This window comes from Arenimonas sp. (assembly GCF_036275555.1).
GTDB lineage: Bacteria > Pseudomonadota > Gammaproteobacteria > Xanthomonadales > Xanthomonadaceae > Arenimonas.
In genome coordinates this window covers 46,279-63,982 of the sequence record NZ_DASUDO010000016.1, presented here as the reverse complement: position 1 = coordinate 63,982, position 17,704 = coordinate 46,279, and the positions used below count along the sequence as shown (strand labels likewise).

Genomic DNA, 17,704 nt, shown 5'->3' with positions numbered 1-17,704 from the left:
ACGCATGACGCCGGGCGCTGAGGTGGCGGACGCCAACGCCTGCCGGATCGCGCGGGCCTCGCTGGCGGACGTCGAAGCCCGGTTGCCCGGGCCCGGCACCGCCTGGCTGACCGCGGGCGAAGACCTGCGCCTGCAGGGCATCGTCGCCACGCTGCGGCGTCGCCAGTACCTCGCGGGCCACTGGCTGCTGCGCGAAATGGCCAGCCGCGCGCACGGCGGCGAGCCCGCCGACTGGCGCTTCGAAACCGATACCGACCCGCGCCCGCGCCTTCGCCATGCGGATGGCCGCATCCTCTGGGGCTCGCTCAGCCACAGCGGCGAACACCTCGCCGCGGCGATCGCGAGCGCGCCGGTGGGCCTGGACCTGGAGCGCCCGCGCAAGCCGCGCGATTACGTCGCGATCGCGCGCTTCCTGTTTTCGCCGGAAGAGGCCGACCAGGTCGCGGCCACCGACGACGGCCCGGCGCGCGAGCGCGTCTTCCATCTCTTCTGGGCCCTGAAGGAAGCCCGCGGCAAGCGCGGCGGCGAGGGCCTGCAGCCTTCGCAGGCGCGCCGGGTTACCGCCCGGACTGCGGCGGCCGAAGCCGCCGAAGCCTGGCACTGGGATCTGGCCGACGGCGGCTGCCTCGCGCTGGCGGCCTGGCCGGGCGTGGCCATCGAGGCCTCGATCGCAGCCGGACCCGCCGGCGCCTGGCGCTACGCCGGTGCCGGCTGAAACTTCGAATTACTCCGCGCCGGCGTGGGTGGAGTAGGTGCTGCTGAGGCCGGCCTTGTCGATCAGCTGCACTTCGTAGGCCTGCACGCGCCCGTCCGGCGACTCCATGCCGGGCGAACCGATCGGCATGCCCGGCACGGCGATGCCGCGCGCGGCCGGCTTCTCCGCCAGCAGGCGCTTCACGTCATCGGCGGGCACGTGGCCCTCGACGAAATAGCCGCCCACCTCGGCCGTGTGGCAGGAGCCCTTGCCGGGCGGAACGCCGACGCGCTGCTTCACCGGCGTCATGTCGTCGGTATTGACCACCTTGACCTCGAAGCCGGCCGCCTGCATGTGCTCGATCCACTTCTCGCAGCAGCCGCAGTAGGGGCTCTTGTGGACGGTGACCAGCGGCAGCTCGCGCTCGACCGGGCTGGTGTTGGGCGTGGCGGCGAAACCGGCGGCGGCGCCGGACAGCAGCAGCGCGGCCAGCATCATCTTCAGGAATTTCATGGCGCTCTCCTCAGGTTGCGTTGCGGCGCACGGGCGCGCCGAAATCGGGATCGGTGCTGACGCGGCTGGCGACGGTGCCGGCCGGGTTACGGTACCAGCCGGGGTCGCTGAAATCGCCGGGCGCGATATCGTCGCGCACCTTGACCACGGTGAACATGCCGCCCATCTCGATGTTCCCGAACGGGCCCTTGCCGGCCATCATCGCCAGCGTGTTTTCCGGCCCCTTCATGTGGCCGCTGTCGGTGTGGTCCTGGTGCTCGGACATGCCGGTTTCGCCCATGGCCATGTAGCCGGGCAGCATGCGCCGGATCTTCTCCTCGACGCCGGACTGGTCGACGCCCAGCGTGTTGGGGATGTCGTGGCCCATCGGACCCATGGTGTGGTGCGACATGTGGCAGTGGAAGGCCCAGTCTCCGGCGACCGCCGTGAACTCGATGTCGCGCATCTGGCCGACGCCGACGATCTCGGTCACCTCGCGCCGCCACTGCGCGCGCGGCCAGCGCCCGCCGTCGGAACCGGTGACCTCGAACTGCACGCCGTGCAGGTGGATCGGGTGGTTCCACATGCTCAGGTTGCCCACGCGGATGCGCACGCGCTCGCCGGTGCGCGCGACGATCGGCTCGATCGCGGGGAACACCTTGGAATTGAAGGTCCACAGGTCGAAGTCCTGCATCACCGCCGGATCCGGCCGGCGCGTGCCCGGGTGCAGGGCGAAGTTGTGCAGGATGAAGGCGTAGTCGCGATCCACCGGTACCGCCTCGGGTTCGCGCGGGTGGATGATGAACAGGCCCATCATGCCCTGCGCCATCTGCACCATCTCGTCGGCGTGCGGGTGGTACATGTGGGTGCCGTGCTGGCGCAGCGTGAACTCGTAGGCGAAGGTCTCGCCGGGCTGGATCTGCGGCTGGTTCAGGCCGCCGACGCCGTCCATGCCCGAGGGCAGCAGCAGGCCGTGCCAGTGGATGGTGGTCGCTTCGCGCAGGCGGTTGGTGACGTAGATGCGGACGCGGTCGCCTTCCACGGCCTCGATGGTCGGGCCCGGCGTGGAGCCGTTGTAGCCCCAGCAGATCGCCTTCGAGCCGGGTGCGAACTCGTGCTCGAACTCCTCGGCGACGAGGTGGAACTCCTTGACGCCGCCGTTCATGCGGTGGGGCAGGGACCAGCCGTTGAGCGTGCGCACGCGGCCGGCGCCGCGGCGGGTGGCCGGCGGCGGTGCGGCTTCGGGTGGCGCGTGGCCGACATGGCCCTCCTGGGCGAACGCAGCGGTGGCGCCGGAGGCGACCAGGCCCGCGCCGGTGCCGATCAGCAGGTTGCGGCGGGTGAGCTTCATGGCGTGTCTCCGTGGTCGTGTTCGTCGTGGCGCGGCGCGTCGTCCTCGGGCTCGGTGGCGCCGGCCTCGTGCTGCGAGTGATCCATCCCCTCGTGCTTGGAGTGATCCATCTCCTCAGCCGTGGAGTGGTCCATCCCTTCATGCTTCGAGTGGTCCATCCCTCCGTGTTGCGAGTGATCCATCCCTTCCTGCTCGGCGTGATCCATTCCCTCCGGCGGCGAGTGGTCCATTCCCTCGTGATTGGAGTGATCCATCCCCTGGTGCATCGAATGGTCCATGCCGCTCTTCGGCGCCAGGATGTCCTGGACGCCCGGCGTGCGCTCACCGATCGTGGCGTCGCTGGGCAGCCGCTGCCCGACCACGCGCGCCAGCTCGACGCGCGCCAGCCAGTAGTCGCGCACCGCTTCGAGGTAGGCCTGGTAGGCGTCGTACTCGGCCAGCTTGGCCTGCACCAGCTCGAACACGCCGATCAGCATGAAGTTCTGGCGCTCCTGCTGGCGCGCGACGATCGTCTCGCGCTGTGGCACCAGCGCCTCGCGGTGCAGCTGCACCACCTCGCGCAGGGCCGTCACCGACTCGCTGTGCAGGCGCACGCCCTGCGACGCCGACAGCTCGGCCTGGTCCACGCGCGCCAGCGCCGCGGCCAGCTGGGCCTCCGCGCGCGCCACGCGGGCCTGGCCCTGGTTGAAGATCGGCAGCTCCAGCGCCAGCTCGGGGCCACGCAGCCGGGCACCGTCGGCCTCCTTCTCGCGCTCGTAGCCGATTTCGCTGCCGCCGAGCCAGCGCAGCGAACGGGTCAGGCCCAGCGCGTCGGCCAGCACTTCGGCTTCCTTGCGCGCCGCCAGCAGTTCGGTGTTGCCCTCGGCGGCCAGCCGCGCCAGCAGCGCCGGGTCGTCTTCCTGCGGCACCGGCAGCGGCAGGTTGTCGCTGGCCTCCCAATCGGCCTCGTCGCCGTGCAGGCCGAGCACCTGGTTCAGCGCCAGGCGCTTGCGGCCGGCCTCGGCGCGGGCGCGCAGCGCTTCGATGCGCGCCTCGCTGGCGACGGCCTGCTCCTGCGCCAGCTGCAGGTCGCTGATGTTGCCGGCGTCGTGGAAGCGCTGCGCCAGCTCGGCCGAGGCCGCGGCGCCTTCGGCCACCGCCTCGCGCATCGCCGCCACCTGGCGCGCGGCCACGTACTCGTACCAGCCCGACTCGACCTCGGCGACGACGCCCAGCACCGCCCCGGTGACCTCGTAGGTGGCGCGCTCGTACTCCAGCCGGGCCAGGCGCGTACGCACGGGCAGCATCAGCAGGTCCACCATCGGCAGCGACAGGCCGACGGTGCGGTTGCTGCCGCCGTCGTCGAGCGTCATGCGCGACAGCGACAGCGTCGGGTTCGAGATCTCGACGGCCTCCAGCACCTCGGCGCGGGCCAGACCCTGGTGCGCGTATTCCTCCTGCAGGCGCGGGCTGCGCAGCATGGCCACGCGCAGCGCGGCATCGAGGGTCATGGGCTGGTCGAGCCAGCGGCCGATGGCGGCGCGCTCCTCGCGCGGGGCGCCGACGGCGGCCCAGTCCACGGCGGGCCCGCCGCGGGCCTCGAGCGCCTGCGCGAGTTCGTCCGCGCGCGGCTGCGGGGAGAGGGTGGTGCAGGCGCCAAGGGCGGCGGCCATCGCCAGCGCCAGGCTGGCGCGGGCCAGGGGAGTGATCATGTTGGAGTCTCCGTGAAGTCGGTCCCGGCGCAGCCGGGTGGCCCGTCGGAAAACGGGCGCATCGCAGGGTGGCGGACCGGGGTCCGCCGCAGGCGATCAGGCGATGGGAGGTCGGACGTCGGGGGCCGCGGCGGCGGCAAGGCGCGCAACGGCGAAGGGTCGCTGGACGGCGCCGCGAACGGGCAGCGACGCGCGCGAGCGGGCGGCCAGCAGGCCCGCCTGCACCGGATTCACGCAGTCGCAGGTGCAACCGCCTTCGCAGCAATCGGCGGGGGACGCCGCGGGCGGATGGACCGGATCACCGGCGAGGTCGTGGCAGCCTCCCGCCATGCCGGCCTCGGCCGTGGCGGCCCCGGCATCCCCGGAGGCCTGCGCCGCGACGCTGCCGGGCGCGAAGCCGCCGGCCAGCAAGGCCAGGACCAGCATCAGGTGGGCGAGGGTGCGAAGCAGCGGCATGGCGGTAGTTTACCCCGGTCGGTGCGTGATCGTTTCGTCAGTCCGTGGCCCGCTTCAGGCCGGCCAGGCTGACGCCTTCGCGCGCCAGGACGCGGGCCATCGCGGGATCCTCCGACAGCCGCCGGCGCAGGGCCTCGCTGGCGGGGGCCAGGCCCTCCGGCGCGACCGCCGCGCTCCAGCGCAGGAAGACGCCGGTGTAATACGCGAGGAAGCCGGTCGGCTCACCCTGGCCCCAGCGGCCTTCGGCGAGTCGCTGTTCGAGCTCGGCGTAGAACGCTTTCAGCCGCTCGGCTGCTGTCTCTTTCATCGTCGGATGCACATCGGGATCCCGCGCGAACCAACCTGTGATCCAGAGCGCCCGGTAGAGCGGGTGGATGTCGCTAGACAGGCGCTGGATCGCAGCCTGCGCCAGTGCCCGAGCGGGATCGGCCTTGGGCAACAGGCCCGCGGCCGGGAACCGGCGGTCGAGGTAGTCGGCGATCGCCACCGTTTCGGTCAGGGCGACATCGCTGACCACGAGCGTTGGCACGCGGCCCTGCGGATTGAGCCGGAGATAGTCCGGCGCCAGCTGCTGCTTCTGGCGAAGGTCGACGCGGACCGGCTCGAAATCCGCGCCGGCGTGCTCCAACGCCGCATGGATGGCCAGGGAGCAGGCACCCGGGGAATAGAAGAGGACGAATTCGCTCATGGGCATTCAACCGTGGCAGGCGCGGGTGGCGTTACGGTGCGGGCGGCCTTCGGGCGCGGGCCCCGCCAGGTCATCGAGGATGGGGCATTCGGGGCGGGCATCGCCGTGGCAGTGCGCCGCCAGGGTCTGCAGCGTGCGCTGCATGGCCTGCATCTCGGCGATGCGCCCGGCGAGCTCGTCGGCGTGCGCCTGCGCGAGGCGCTTGACCTCGGCGCTGCTGCGTCCCGGGTCCGACCACAGGCCCAGCAGCTGCGCGATCTGCTTCATCGGGAAGCCCAGGGTGCGCGCGCGCTTGATGAAGCGAAGCCGGTGCACGTCGGCGTCTTTGTACAACCGGTAGTTGGCGAAGGTGCGGCTGGCGGGCGGCACCAGGCCGATCGACTCGTAGTGCCGGATCATCTTGGCCGAAACCCCGGCCAGGGCCGAGGCCTCGCCGATGTTGTGCAGTCCCTGGCCCTTGGCCTCGGACAGTTCGGGTCGGATCACGTGGCGTGCCATGGCGGGCTCCTCAGTGGCGGGCGCGCGGCGTCCAGCGCCGCAGCAGCAGGGTGTTGGACACGACGCTGACGCTGGAGAGCGCCATGGCCGCGCCGGCGACGACGGGATCGAGCAGGCCGGCGGCGGCCAGCGGGATGCCGACGACGTTGTAGACGAAGGCCCAGAACAGGTTCTGGTGGATCTTGCGGGTGGTGCGCCGCGAGATGTCGATGGCGTCGGCCACCAGCCGAGGGTCGCCGCGCATCAGCGTGATGCCCGCGGCGTGCATGGCGACGTCGGTGCCGCCGCCCATCGCGAAGCCGACGTCGGCCGCCGCCAGCGCGGGCGCATCGTTGACGCCGTCGCCCACCATGCCCACGCGGCCTTCGGCGGCGAGTGCACGGACCACGTCCGCCTTGTCGCCGGGCAGGACCTCGGCGCGCACGTCCTGCGGCGGGATACCCACGGCGGCAGCCACGGCCTGCGCCGCACCGCGGTTGTCGCCCGAGACCATCACGGTGCGCAGGCCCTGGGCCTGCAGCAGGCGGATGGCCTCGGTGGCTTCGGGCCGCGGCGGATCGCCGAACGAGAGCAGGCCGCGCAGCGTGAGGCGGCCGCTCTCTTCGGACACCAGCCACGACACCGAACGTCCGCTCGCCGCCTCGGCCTGTCCCGCCGCGGCCAGCGTGCCAAGGTCGACGCCCAGCTCGCGCATCAGGCGCTCGCTGCCCAGCAAAACGCGACGGTCCTGCACGCGACCTTCGATGCCGCGACCCTGCAGGGCGGTGATGCCCTCGGCGGGCGCGGGCAGGTCCCCGCGCGCGGACGCCGCCGCGATCACGGCACGCGCCAGCGGGTGTTCGCTGCCCTGCTGCAGGGCCGCCGCGAGGGACAGCAGCGCGCCTTCGTCGCCCTGCACGGCGCGCAGCGTGGCCAACTCGGGACGGCCGGCGGTCAGGGTGCCGGTCTTGTCGAAGGCGACGGTGCGCAGGTGGCGCGTGGTTTCCAGCGCCTCCGCATCCTTGATCAGGATCCCCGCCCGCGCCGCGACGCCGGTGCCGGCCATGATCGCGGTGGGCGTGGCCAGGCCCAGCGCGCAGGGGCAGGCGATCACCAGCACGGCGACGGCGTTGAGCGTGGCTGCCGTCCAGTCGCCGGTGGCCAAGCCCCAGCCGAGCAGGGTGGCCAACGCGATCACCATGACCACGGGCACGAACACCGCGCTGACGCGATCGACGATGCGCTGGATCGGCGCCTTCTTTGCCTGCGCATCCTCGACCAGGCGGATGATGCGCGCCAGCGCCGACTCCGCGCCGACCGCGAGCGTGCGGACGACGAGGCGGCCCTCGCCGTTGACGGCACCGCCGGTGACGCGGTCACCGGGCTCCTTCGGCACCGGCAGCGATTCGCCGCTGATCAGGGATTCATCGGCGTGGCTGCGGCCCTCCAGCACTTCGGCATCCACCGGGAAACGTTCGCCGGGCAGCACCACCACCAGGTCGCCGACGCGCACGCGGGCTACCGGCACCTCGGCCTCGTGGCCGTTGGCGTGGCGCACGCGCGCCGTCGCCGGACGCAGCGCCTGCAGCGCGCGGATGGCTTCGGTGGTCTGGCGCTTGGCGCGCGCCTCAAGCCACTTGCCCATCAGGATCAGCGTGATGATCACGGCGGACGCTTCGAAGTACAGCGGCGGTTCACCGTGGTGCGGCTGGGTAAACAGCAGGTGGTAAACGCTCAAGCCGTAGCCGGCCGTGGTGCCCAGTGCCACCAGCAGGTCCATGTTGCCGGTGCGGGCGCGCACGGCCTTCCAGGCCGCCCTGTAAAAGCGGGCACCGAGCCAGAACTGCACTGGCGTGGCCAGCAGGAATTGCCACCACCCTGGCAGGGCCCAGTGCTCATCAAACAGCATGCCGACCATCGGCACGGCCAGCGGCAGCGAGAGCAGGGCGGCGAGGATGAGGTGGCGGCGCTCACGCGCGGCTGCGAGCGCTTGCGGCGACGCGGTGGCGGCCTCGTTCGATGCGGGCGAGCCCGCGCCACCGACGGCGGCGTGGTGGTGCGGCGCGGCCAAGGAGTCGGCAGGCACCGGCGCAACCTCATAGCCTGCGCCCGCGATGGCCGCGACCAGCGCATCGTGCGGCGTGCCGGCGAGCACCTGCACCCGCGCGGTCTCGGTGGCGAGGTTCACGCTGGCCGACTGCACGCCAGGCACCTTCGACAACGCCTTCTCGACGCGGCCGACGCAAGACGCGCAGGTCATGCCGAGGATGGCCATCGAGATTTCCTCGACGGCCACGCCGTAGCCGGCCTTTTCAACGGCGGCCGCGAGGGTCGCGGCCGAGGTGCTGCCGTCGGTGGTGACCGTTGCCGTCTCGGTGGCCAGGTTGACGCTGGCCGCGCGCACGCCGGGGACCTGGGACAGGGCCTTCTCGACGCGGCCCACGCACGACGCACAGGTCATGCCGGTCACGCCGAAGCGGATTTCGGTCTCGCGGGGGGAATCGGGAAGGGAAGGGGTCATGGCGGGGTCCTGCGGGGTGGTTGGACGCAGGCTGGGGCTTCCCATCATGGCAAGGTCAAAGGCCGTATCCAATGGCACGCCAGCGGCCCCGGCGAAAACAGCAGCGGGCCGGGGAGCGATGGCCCCATCGGGACGGGATGCCCGTCTCAATGTATGAGCCAACCGCCGGGCACACTTGCCGGTGGACCACCCCGATACGGAAGCCCATGGACGAACGAGACGAGTGGCTGACCCGCCTGCGCAGGATGCGCCTCTCCTGGCCCGTCCGCTGCGCGCGGACCTTCACGCCCGGGGAGATGGCCCGACTGTCGGAAGGCCTGTGGCCGGCCAGCCTCGAGGACCGCTGGGTGGTCTGGCATGACGCCGGCCAGCTGCGCGCCTGGCGCGGCGCCACCGGTGAGTGCATCTACGAGGCCGAGCTGAGCGTGGACGAACACGGCGCCGGCCACTGCCGCGTCCTTCGCGTCTGCGACGACCCGGACATGTACACCCGCAGCGCCGCCGACGCCGGCGAGCTCGACCGCTTCGAAGGCGTGCTGGCGCTCCTGCTGGGCCGGCGGCGCGAAGCCGCGGCCTGACCCCTCGCCGCTAATTCGGCGCCTGCGCGTCCAGCGGCCGGTCGCGATGCAGCAGGATCCACTCGGCGTGCTCCTCCAGACAGGCGCGGCCGAGCGCCAGCAAAAGCTCACGTTTCAGGCCGACCGTGGTCGCGCGCGCGAGCCGCCCGCTGCAGCTGGCGAACAGGCGCGCCATGAACTGGAACTGCTTGATCAGTTCCTTGTCCGCCTTCTTGAACGAATAGGCTTCGCGGATACCGGCGATCAGCGGCAGCAAGCCCATGAACAGCAGCAGCAATGACTGGTGCGAGCCGTCGATGCGATGGCCCAGCAGCCACAGCACCAGTGCTCCCGACAGGCCCGCATAGAGCGACAGCCGACCCAGCCGCTCGGTCAGCAGGTAAGCCTTGGCGCGATCCTGTGCGCCTTGCCGGAAGTACGCCAGCTGGCCGCCCTGGCCGGCGTCGTCGCCGACCCAGTGCCGGATGGTCCAGTCCAGCCAGCGCGGGTCCGGCGCCAGTCCGCTGTCCTGCACCAGGCTGGTGCCGCGCATGGCGTGGCGGATCCAGCTCAGCTCCACGTCCTGCTTTTGCAGGAAGCTGTCGTAACCAAGGCTGCCATCCGCCGGCACCGGCACGCCCGCGAGCCGCCAGTACAGCTGCACGCGCAGGCCTTCGGACAGGCCGCGATAATCGAGGTACTTGCGCTGCCACTGCCGCCGCCGCGCAATCCAGGCCAGCAGCGCCCCCGCGGCGAACAACAGCAGGAACGCCGCCACGAATTCACCGCGCGACTCCATGTCGGAATACAGGATGAAAGCCAGGCCCATCAGTGCCGCCGCGACGTGGCTGGCCTGCAGGTTGCGTCGCACGCGCTGGCGGAAATGCAGCGCCAGCCAGTCCGCCGCGCCGAACAGCCGCTCGATCCTCAGCACGCCCGGCGGCACCGGGGCCGGCGGCGGCTCCGGCAGCAGGCGAGGGTAGTCATGCCGGATGCCGGGCCAGTACTTCCGGGTATCGGCATTGAACGCTTCCATCTGCCGGAAGACGGCGCGATAGGCCGCAGGCATTCCCACGTTGACCGGCGTCCCGCCGTCTGCGGTCAGCCATCGGGCCGCGCCCGCGGCCACGGTGCCGGACTCACTGCCGGGCGCCAGCCGGCGTGAACAGGTGACGTGGTAGACGAGGTCGCTCTCGTCATCGGCCAGCAGGTTCGGGGCGATGTCGCGCTTCTCGATCCAGGGCATGGCATTGGTGATGTGGTAATCCACCACCTGGGCCGTGCCGCCCAGCGCATCGCTGGGCTTGCCGTCCCACAGCGCCAGCAGCACCTGGCTGTGCGACGAGATGAACATGCCCAGCTGGGCGTACTGCCGGTTCCGGGCCTGCCCACGCACGGCGACCTGGTCGGCGCTGATGCCCGGCGCCAGCGGCAGTTCACGGACCCGGGCGCCGGACACCAGCGCACGGAACTCGGCCAGCGACTCCGGGGTGTCGAAGTCCCGCTCGTATTCTTCGCGGGCGAACGGCAGCGGCACGAACAGCGGCACGCCCAGGGCCACGGCGGCGCGCGCCGCGATCCGGTCGCCGCCGTCGGCCAAGGGGTTGAGCATGAGCAGCGGCAAGCGCGGGAAATCCCGGCGCAGGGACTGCAGCAGTTCGGTGACCCGCGCCGCGAGCGCCGGGTGCTCCGACGCCGGGATGTCCCGATGGCCGGTCACGCCGACCACGAGGGTCAGCAGGGCATCGTCGACCTGGGGCATGGCGGGGCGCCTGATGGGAACCCCAAGGGCAACGCACTAAGCCCCGGCCAGTGGCCATTCTGGAATTGACATAATATACATTATGCGAATTACAAACCCAGGACGGAAGCGGTGGCTGAGCCAACTCCGCCGGCCTTTGCTTCGTCTGGCCGCAGCGTCAACACCTCGAAGCCAGTGCGCGTCACCGCGACGGTATGCTCGAACTGCGCCGACAGCTTGCCGTCGCGCGTGTAGACGGGCCACTCATCGGGATGGGAACGGACTGCCGCCTTTCCCTGGTTGAGCATGGGTTCGATCGTGAACACCATGCCTTCCTCAAGCACCATCCCCGTGCCTGGCCGCCCGTAATGAAGGATCTGCGGCGCCTCATGCATCTCGCGACCAATGCCATGGCCGCAGTATTCCTTCACTACGCTGTAGCCCCGGGAGCGCGCGTAATGGGCGATGGCATGGCCAATGTCGCCAAGGCGCGCGCCCGGCCGCACCACGGAGATGCCTTTCCACATGGCCTGGTAGGTCGCCGCGACCAGGCGCCTGGCCGCGTAAGACACCTCGCCCACCAGATAGGTCTTGCTTGAGTCGGCGATATAGCCGTCCTTCTCAAGGGTGATGTCCAGGTTGACGATCTGGCCACTGCGCAGGATGTCGTCCGACGAAGGCATGCCGTGGCAAACGACATGATCGATCGAGGCGTTCAGGACATACGGGAATCCGTATTGCCCCTTGCTCGCTGGCCTGGCCTCGAGTCGTTCAACGATCAGGCGTTCGACCAGGTCGTTGATCTCCAGCGTGCTTTTTCCCTCGAGCGGAGTTTCGTCGAGCGCCTCGAAGACCTTTGCGAGCAGCCGTCCCGCCCGCGCCATCAGGGCCAGCTCCGCTGCGCTTTTGATCATCCGCGTCCAGCCCGCATCACGGGCGGCGTCAATCCCGCGGCGCGCAACTCATTGGCCACGATCTGCTGGAAGCCCAGGTCCGGATTCAACTCGCACAGCATGCCCACCTTGATCCAGAAATTGGCCTGCGCGTTGATGGACCGGTGGGTGACGGTACATGCCCGACGAATCTGGTCGTGCAGTTCGTCGTCGATGTTGACAATGCCCATGGCGGACCTTGATATGAAAGATAAGCGAAGCATATACTTTTCGTATACGCCTGTCAGCCTGTCTCCGTCACACGCCCGCGCCAGGCGCGTCGGGTGGAGCGATGGGCTCACTTCCCGGGTGCCACTGCCCTGCTCTGCCGTGCCGAGCCCGTGCGCTCCCTGAAACGGGACGCCTTATGCCGGTTGCCGCAAACCGCCATGCTGCACCAACGCCGCTTGTGCGACTTGGTGCGGTCGTAGAACCAGAGGATGCAGTCGGGATGCTCGCATTGCCTGACCAGCGTGAAATTTCCCTCTACGAGCAAGGTCGCGGCGGCTTCCGCCACGGGGCCCAGCAGTGATGCCGCCGCGTCGCAGTGTGCGTCTCGCGACAGCACCAGAGCGCCCGTCTTCTCGTCGTGCCGAAGCCGCGGGGACGTGAGATAGGCCTTCAGATGATCGTTGAGTGCACCCACGACGACCGGGTGCCCCGCCTTGCGCGCAGTAATCGCTGCCCGAACCGCCGACCTCAGTTCCCGACCTCGCGCCAGCAGGCCGGAGGGTGCCCGCGTGCCTGCCTTCGAAGTGGCCAGGTCGTGTCGCGCCAGCCACCGAACGACATCGTCATCCGTGGCCCAGTAGTCGATGACGCCGTCCTGGCCTCGGACCTCCGTGTTCAACAGGTCCAGCGCCAGGTGGTCACCCAGGAGCGGCGCATCGGCAACGTTTCGGCTCTCAAGGGTCGATGCGTTCATATAAATAACCTCTATAAAAGTGCTTGACAGGTTACCACGGCTCTCGCACACTGCGCCAAGGTAACCTTCATTATTATTTTTACAGGTTACCCGAATCAGCTCCCCCCTCCCTCCCAACACGAGCCGACCCCATGAACCTCAAGAGCCTCCTCCTGGCTGCCACCGCCCTGGGCGGCGTGCATCCCGCCACCGCCACCGAGCCCACCGTCCAGGTCCGTTACCAAACCGCGGAGATCCAGGGCGTCCGCGTCTTCTACCGCGAGGCGGGGCCGGCGGACGCCCCTGCCGTCCTGCTGCTGCACGGATTCGGCGCCTCGTCCCACATGTTCCGGGATCTCATCCCGACGCTGGCGGAGCGCTACCGGGTCATCGCACCCGACCTGCCGGGCTTTGGCCAGACCACGATCAAGGACGGCGTCAAGTTTGCCTACACGTTCGACAACGTCGCCTCGATCATCGACGACTTCACCGACCACAAGGGCCTGGATCGCTACGCGATCTACGTGTTCGATTACGGCGCCCCCGTGGGCTGGCGCCTCGCGGTGGCGAACCCCCGGAAGATCACCGCGATCGTCAGCCAGAACGGAAACGCCTACGAGGAGGGACTGAGCGAAGGCTGGGCCGACATGCGCAAGGCCTGGGACGCGCCGACCGCCGCGAACCGCGAAGCCCTCCGGCGGTTCAACACGCCCGAAATGATCAAGTGGCAGTACACCGAGGGCGTCCGGGATACCTCGCTGATCGCACCCGAGAGCTACCAGTTGGCGTCCGCGGCGATCGAGCGCCTGGGCGTCGATCCGCAGATGGACCTGCTGCTGGACTACGGCAGCAACGTCCGGCAGTACCCGCGACTGCACGCCTATTTCCGCCGGTACCAGCCGCCGACGCTGGCGATCTGGGGAAAGAACGACCCCTTCTTCATCCCGGCCGGCGCGGAAGCCTACAAGCGCGACAACCCGAAGGCCGAAGTTCGGTTCCTCGACACCGGCCACTTCGCCATCGAAACGCATGGCGGCGAGATCGCGACGCGGATGCTCGAGTTCCTCGACCGCAATGTCCAACGCTGACCCCCGGGAGATCCCCCTGGACACCATTCTCATCACCGGGGCCTCGTCTGGTTTCGGCCTCGAAAATGCCGGCGCCGGTCCGCCCGCGCACGCTCCAGGGACGGCATCCCCGACGCTTATGCCGAATGGGCCGGAACGATGCTTTCCGAAGCACCGCCGCAGCGAAGCCACGTCACGACCGCCATCGACGTTGCCAAGGCCGTTTGGCAGGCGGTAACCGAAGCGTCCTCCCCTTTCGCATCCCGGCCGGCGCAGACGCCGTGGCGCTGGCCGCGCAGTCGGCATTGCGGCCCGCGGGCGCCCCGGCGTCGGCCTGATTCTCACCACCCTATTACTTGGAGAAGACAATGAAAGCCAAATCCCTGGCGATATCTGCCACCCTACTCGCGCTTGCACTCCACGCTGGCGTTGCCGTCGGCGCTCCCCCCGCCACGCCGCCTGGCGCCAGCGCGAGAATCGACGGCAACTACATCGTCACCCACGACCAGGTCCGCCTCTATTACAAGGATTGGGGTCCCCGGGACGGCCAGGTCGTGACCTTCAGTCACGGCTGGCCACTGAACTCGGACAGCTGGGAATCGCAGATGGTCTTCCTGGCCTCGAAGGGTTACCGCGTGGTCGCCCATGATCGACGTGGCCACGGGCGCTCCAGCCAACCCTGGGACGGCAACGACATGGACCACTACGCCGATGACCTCGCGGCCATCATCGACGCACTGGATCTCGACGACATCACGATGGTCGGCTTCTCCACCGGCGGCGGTGAGGTTGCGCGCTACGTGGGCCGGCACGGCACCGGGCGGGTGCGCAAGGTAGTCCTCGTCGGGGCCGTGACGCCGTTCATGCTCCGCACCGGCGACAACCCCGAAGGCGCGCCACTCGAGCTCTTCGATGGCTTCCGGAGGGACGCGCTCGAGAACCGCGCCCAGCAGTACCTGGATATCGCATCGGGCCCCTTCTTCGGCTTCAACAGGCCGGGGGCGAAGGCCAGCCCGGGCCTGGTTCAAAACTTCTACGTCCAGGGCATGCAGGCCGGCGCCAAGAACACCTACGATTCGATTGCAGCCTTCTCGGCCACCGATTTCCGTGGCGACCTCGCGAAGTTCGATGTGCCGACCCTGGTCATCCACGGCGGTGACGACCAGATCGTTCCCCCGGCCATGTCGGCGCAGTTGGTGCCGCGCCACGTGAGGCAAGCGCGAGTGTTGCTATACCCCGGGGCGCCGCACGGCATCACGGATACGCACAAGCACCGGCTCAACCAGGACCTCCTGGACTTCCTGGAGAACTGAATGGAATCGGTCGATGCATCGGCGGCCCTTACGGGATCCTTGCGACCACCTTGATCTCGAAGTCGAAACCCGCGAGCCAGTTGACCCCGATCGCAGTCCAGTTCGGGAACGGCGGCTCGCGGAACACCTCGCCCTTCACGGCCATGATGGTTCCGAACTGATTCTCCGGATCCGTGTGAAAGCTGGTCACGTCGACGATGTCGTCGAAACCGCACCCGCCGGCGCGCAAGATTGCCTCGAGGTTGGCGAAGGCCAGACTGACCTGGGCCTCGAAATCAGGCTCGGGCGTTCCGTCGGCGCGGCTTCCCACCTGCCCCGACACGAACAGCAGGTCGCCGGAGCGAATTGCGGCAGAGTAACCATGCGCCTCGTATAGACTGTGGCGATTGATGGGGAAAACGGCTTCTCGATGGGCCATGTCGGTACTCCTGGCGTTGCGGCAGTGGATGCCGGCCACTTTGGAAGACCGCTGTTGGCCGATAAATACCTCGGGACGGACACCACTGTTCCGGAATACGGGCGCTGCCCACAGCCAGCGGAAAAGTCCATGGACCGCATTGATGCCATGCAAGCCTTTGCCCGCGTCGTGGAGACGGGCAGCTTCACCCGGGCCGCCGACACGCTCCAGACCAGCCGCACGCGGGTGACCCAGCTGGTGCAGCAGCTCGAGGCGCACCTTCGGGTCAAACTCCTGAATCGATCGACCCGGAAGGTCAGTGCCACCGCCGACGGCGAGGCGTTCTACGAGCGCGTGGTGCGGCTGCTGGCCGACCTCGACGATGCCGAGACCAGCCTGTCCGTGGCCTCCCGGGTTCCGCGCGGCCGACTTCGCGTTGATGTGCCGGCGCCGTTGGCCAGCCTGGTAGTCGCACCCGCCTTGCCCCGGTTCCACGCCAGGTATCCGGACATCCAGCTTGACCTGGGCGTCAGCGATCGCCGGATCGACCTGATCGAGGAGAACGTGGACTGTGTATTGCGCGGCGGAGAGCCCACCGAACCTTCGATGCGGGCGCGCCACGTCGCGGACCTCCTGCTCGGCGTGTACGCCGCCCCGGGCTACCTGGCCCGTGCGGGCACGCCGACGTCGCCGCAGGCGATCGACGAGGACGGACACGTCGTGGTCGGTTACCGCGGCTCGCGAAGCCGTACCCCGATCGTCCAGACGCTGCACCGCGGCGGGGAGCAGGTTCGCCTGGGCGGACGCCGGCTGCTTGCCGTGGACGATGGCAATGCCTACCTCGCGGCAGGCATCGCCGGGGCCGGTATCCTGGCCCTGCCCAGGTACATGGCGCATGCACCGCTGGCCCGCGGGGAACTGGTGCCCTTGTTCGAGGACTGGACCCTGGGGTCCATGCCGCTATACATCGTCTACCCACCCGGCAGGCATGTGAGTCCGAAATTGCGCGTCTTCATCGACTGGATCATCGAGATCCTGGCGCTCCATGCCCCTGGCATCCGGACCCTGCGTTGACAACGCGACGCGTTCGTCGCCCCGGCGATGCGTCAGCGTGCCGGCTCGTTGCCGTCGATCACCTCCTGGTAGGCGACCAAGTCGAGGAAGGCTTCGGCTGACCGCACGACGCCGTCCTCCATCGTGAGGATCCAGACGAACTGATTCCGATACGGAGCGCCCGATAGCGTGGTGGCGGAACCGTCGAAACGGACGATGACGCGATCATCGACGGCCCAGACGTGGTGGACGACCGGCGTTATGGGCCCCGCCAGTCGATCCACGAGGGGAGCCGCGGCCTGGGTCAGGAAACGGTCGATGCCGACGTAGGTAGCCGCATAAGGTCCAGACCCGTGAATCGTCCAGGTGACCTCCGGCGAAAGGATTTCAAAGACACTGCCCCCGGCCTCCCACTTCTCGAAGGCTTGGCGCACCACGGTTTCGTTGTGCGACGCCGCCTCATGGCACGGCGCGGGCTCCTGCGAAAGGGCGACACCGCCCATGAGGAGAACCGCCGAAAGACTGCAGCAAGCGACAAGCGAAGGAATGTTCATTCAGGCACCCGTGCCCGCGCTGGGGCGAACGATGACTTCATTGACGTCCACCTCCCGCGGCTGGGCGATGGCGTAGGCAATCGCACCGGCGATGGCGTCGGCCCTCAGGGCGATGCGACGGAAGCTCGCCATGGCCTCGCGCGCGTCCGCGTCGCGGATGTGATCCGCCAGTTCGGTGTCGACCACTCCGGGCGAGATGGTGGTGGCGCGCACCGCGCTGCTTTCCTGCCGAAGTCCGTCGGTAATCGCCCATACCGCATACTTCGTGGCGCAGTACACGGCGCCGGTGGGCACCACCACGTGCGCTCCGATCGAGGCGACGTTGATGATGTGCCCCTGCCCCCGCGCTTCCATGGCGGGCAGCACCGCGGCGATGCCGTGCAGCACCCCCCGGATGTTCACGTCGATCATGTGGTCCCACTCGTCCAGCCGGCCGGCACTGAGCGGCGAAAGCGGCATCACGCCGGCGTTGTTGACCAGCACGTCCACCGGTCCGAAGGTCGCGATCGCGTGCGCGGCGAACGCCTGGAAATCGGCGGCGTCGGTAACGTCCAGGGCGCGATAGGCGATCTGACCACCCGTGCCCTGCAGTTCCTCGGCCAGCGCCTGCAAGCGGTCCACGCGTCTGGCGCCGAGCAGCACGCGGTGGCCCTGGTTCACGAGGCGGCGCGCGGTGGCTTCGCCGATGCCGCTGCTGGCACCGGTGATCAGGATGACCTTGTTGTCGTTCGGGACGGTGGACATGGCGGGCGGTTCCTTTTCCGGGGAGTGGCCGGCCCCTGCGGCTGGCCTGGCGCCCATGGTCCGCCCCTCCCC

19 protein-coding genes are annotated in these 17,704 nt (G+C 69.3%); 5 read left to right on the top strand and 14 right to left on the bottom strand.

The genetic code is table 11. The features are described from left to right. Nucleotides 1-4 precede the first annotated feature (4 nt). Complete coding sequence (locus VFV21_RS05370; protein WP_329668449.1) at nt 5-715, top strand: 4'-phosphopantetheinyl transferase family protein; 711 nt, start codon at nt 5-7, stop codon at nt 713-715. 9 nt (nt 716-724) lie between these two features. Here VFV21_RS05370 and VFV21_RS05365 read toward each other — a convergent pair whose 3' ends face one another. The 7 genes from VFV21_RS05365 to VFV21_RS05335 all read right to left on the bottom strand — a co-directional run bounded on the left by VFV21_RS05365 (nt 725) and on the right by VFV21_RS05335 (nt 8,370). After that, nucleotides 725-1,207, bottom strand: a complete 483-nt coding sequence (locus VFV21_RS05365) for a DUF411 domain-containing protein (RefSeq protein WP_414638494.1) — start codon at nt 1,205-1,207, stop codon at nt 725-727. A 10-nt stretch (nt 1,208-1,217) separates the two neighbouring features. Continuing rightward, the gene (locus VFV21_RS05360; protein WP_329668448.1) at nt 1,218-2,537 is read right to left on the bottom strand and encodes a copper oxidase; all 1,320 of its coding nucleotides are present in this window, start codon (nt 2,535-2,537) and stop codon (nt 1,218-1,220) included. Then, the gene (locus VFV21_RS05355) at nt 2,534-4,228 is read right to left on the bottom strand and encodes a TolC family protein (protein WP_329668447.1); all 1,695 of its coding nucleotides are present in this window, start codon (nt 4,226-4,228) and stop codon (nt 2,534-2,536) included. The genes VFV21_RS05360 and VFV21_RS05355 overlap by 4 nt, the downstream gene beginning before the upstream one ends. A gap of 96 nt (nt 4,229-4,324) precedes the next feature. After that, the gene (locus VFV21_RS05350; protein ID WP_329668446.1) at nt 4,325-4,684 is read right to left on the bottom strand and encodes a CopL family metal-binding regulatory protein; all 360 of its coding nucleotides are present in this window, start codon (nt 4,682-4,684) and stop codon (nt 4,325-4,327) included. A 37-nt stretch (nt 4,685-4,721) separates the two neighbouring features. Further along, on the bottom strand, nt 4,722-5,372 hold the full coding sequence (locus tag VFV21_RS05345; protein ID WP_329668445.1) for a glutathione S-transferase family protein: 651 nt from the start codon (nt 5,370-5,372) through the stop codon (nt 4,722-4,724). A 6-nt stretch (nt 5,373-5,378) separates the two neighbouring features. Then, on the bottom strand, nt 5,379-5,870 hold the full coding sequence (gene cueR, locus VFV21_RS05340; RefSeq protein ID WP_329668444.1) for a Cu(I)-responsive transcriptional regulator: 492 nt from the start codon (nt 5,868-5,870) through the stop codon (nt 5,379-5,381). Nucleotides 5,871-5,880: 10 nt separating this feature from the next. After that, nucleotides 5,881-8,370: a heavy metal translocating P-type ATPase gene (locus VFV21_RS05335; RefSeq protein WP_329668443.1), complete on the bottom strand. Its 2,490-nt coding sequence runs from the start codon at nt 8,368-8,370 to the stop codon at nt 5,881-5,883. 206 nt (nt 8,371-8,576) lie between these two features. Here VFV21_RS05335 and VFV21_RS05330 point away from each other — a divergent pair, with 206 nt between their 5' ends. Further along, nucleotides 8,577-8,948 carry a hypothetical protein gene (locus VFV21_RS05330; RefSeq protein ID WP_329668442.1) on the top strand — a complete coding sequence of 124 codons (372 nt, stop codon included), beginning with the start codon at nt 8,577-8,579 and terminating at the stop codon, nt 8,946-8,948. A gap of 10 nt (nt 8,949-8,958) precedes the next feature. On the opposite strand, the gene VFV21_RS05325 is transcribed toward VFV21_RS05330, so the two are convergent. From VFV21_RS05325 to VFV21_RS05310, 4 genes are all read right to left on the bottom strand, one after another. After that, complete coding sequence (locus tag VFV21_RS05325; RefSeq protein ID WP_329668441.1) at nt 8,959-10,689, bottom strand: hypothetical protein; 1,731 nt, start codon at nt 10,687-10,689, stop codon at nt 8,959-8,961. Nucleotides 10,690-10,778: 89 nt separating this feature from the next. Continuing rightward, nucleotides 10,779-11,582 carry a type I methionyl aminopeptidase gene (gene map, locus VFV21_RS05320; protein ID WP_329668440.1) on the bottom strand — a complete coding sequence of 268 codons (804 nt, stop codon included), beginning with the start codon at nt 11,580-11,582 and terminating at the stop codon, nt 10,779-10,781. Then, nucleotides 11,579-11,791 (bottom strand): ParD-like family protein, encoded by a 213-nt coding sequence (locus VFV21_RS05315; protein ID WP_329668439.1) that lies wholly within the window; start codon nt 11,789-11,791, stop codon nt 11,579-11,581. The genes map and VFV21_RS05315 overlap by 4 nt, the downstream gene beginning before the upstream one ends. Nucleotides 11,792-11,898: 107 nt before the next feature. After that, nucleotides 11,899-12,525, bottom strand: a complete 627-nt coding sequence (locus tag VFV21_RS05310) for a CGNR zinc finger domain-containing protein (protein ID WP_329668438.1) — start codon at nt 12,523-12,525, stop codon at nt 11,899-11,901. Between the two features lie 131 nt (nt 12,526-12,656). On the opposite strand from VFV21_RS05310, the gene VFV21_RS05305 reads away from it, so the two are divergent. Together VFV21_RS05305 and VFV21_RS05300 are read left to right on the top strand one after the other, a co-directional pair. Beyond that, nucleotides 12,657-13,592 carry an alpha/beta hydrolase gene (locus VFV21_RS05305; RefSeq protein WP_329668437.1) on the top strand — a complete coding sequence of 312 codons (936 nt, stop codon included), beginning with the start codon at nt 12,657-12,659 and terminating at the stop codon, nt 13,590-13,592. A gap of 347 nt (nt 13,593-13,939) precedes the next feature. Continuing rightward, nucleotides 13,940-14,884 carry an alpha/beta hydrolase gene (locus tag VFV21_RS05300; protein ID WP_329668436.1) on the top strand — a complete coding sequence of 315 codons (945 nt, stop codon included), beginning with the start codon at nt 13,940-13,942 and terminating at the stop codon, nt 14,882-14,884. A gap of 28 nt (nt 14,885-14,912) precedes the next feature. Here VFV21_RS05300 and VFV21_RS05295 read toward each other — a convergent pair whose 3' ends face one another. After that, nucleotides 14,913-15,302 carry a RidA family protein gene (locus VFV21_RS05295; RefSeq protein ID WP_329668435.1) on the bottom strand — a complete coding sequence of 130 codons (390 nt, stop codon included), beginning with the start codon at nt 15,300-15,302 and terminating at the stop codon, nt 14,913-14,915. Between the two features lie 129 nt (nt 15,303-15,431). On the opposite strand from VFV21_RS05295, the gene VFV21_RS05290 reads away from it, so the two are divergent. After that, the gene (locus VFV21_RS05290; RefSeq protein WP_329668434.1) at nt 15,432-16,355 is read left to right on the top strand and encodes a LysR family transcriptional regulator; all 924 of its coding nucleotides are present in this window, start codon (nt 15,432-15,434) and stop codon (nt 16,353-16,355) included. A gap of 32 nt (nt 16,356-16,387) precedes the next feature. On the opposite strand, the gene VFV21_RS05285 is transcribed toward VFV21_RS05290, so the two are convergent. Then, a complete protein-coding gene (locus tag VFV21_RS05285; RefSeq protein ID WP_329668433.1) occupies nt 16,388-16,888 on the bottom strand; it encodes a nuclear transport factor 2 family protein in 501 nt (166 codons plus the stop codon). Continuing rightward, a complete protein-coding gene (locus VFV21_RS05280) occupies nt 16,889-17,632 on the bottom strand; it encodes an SDR family oxidoreductase (RefSeq protein WP_329668432.1) in 744 nt (247 codons plus the stop codon). Nucleotides 17,633-17,704 lie beyond the last annotated feature (72 nt).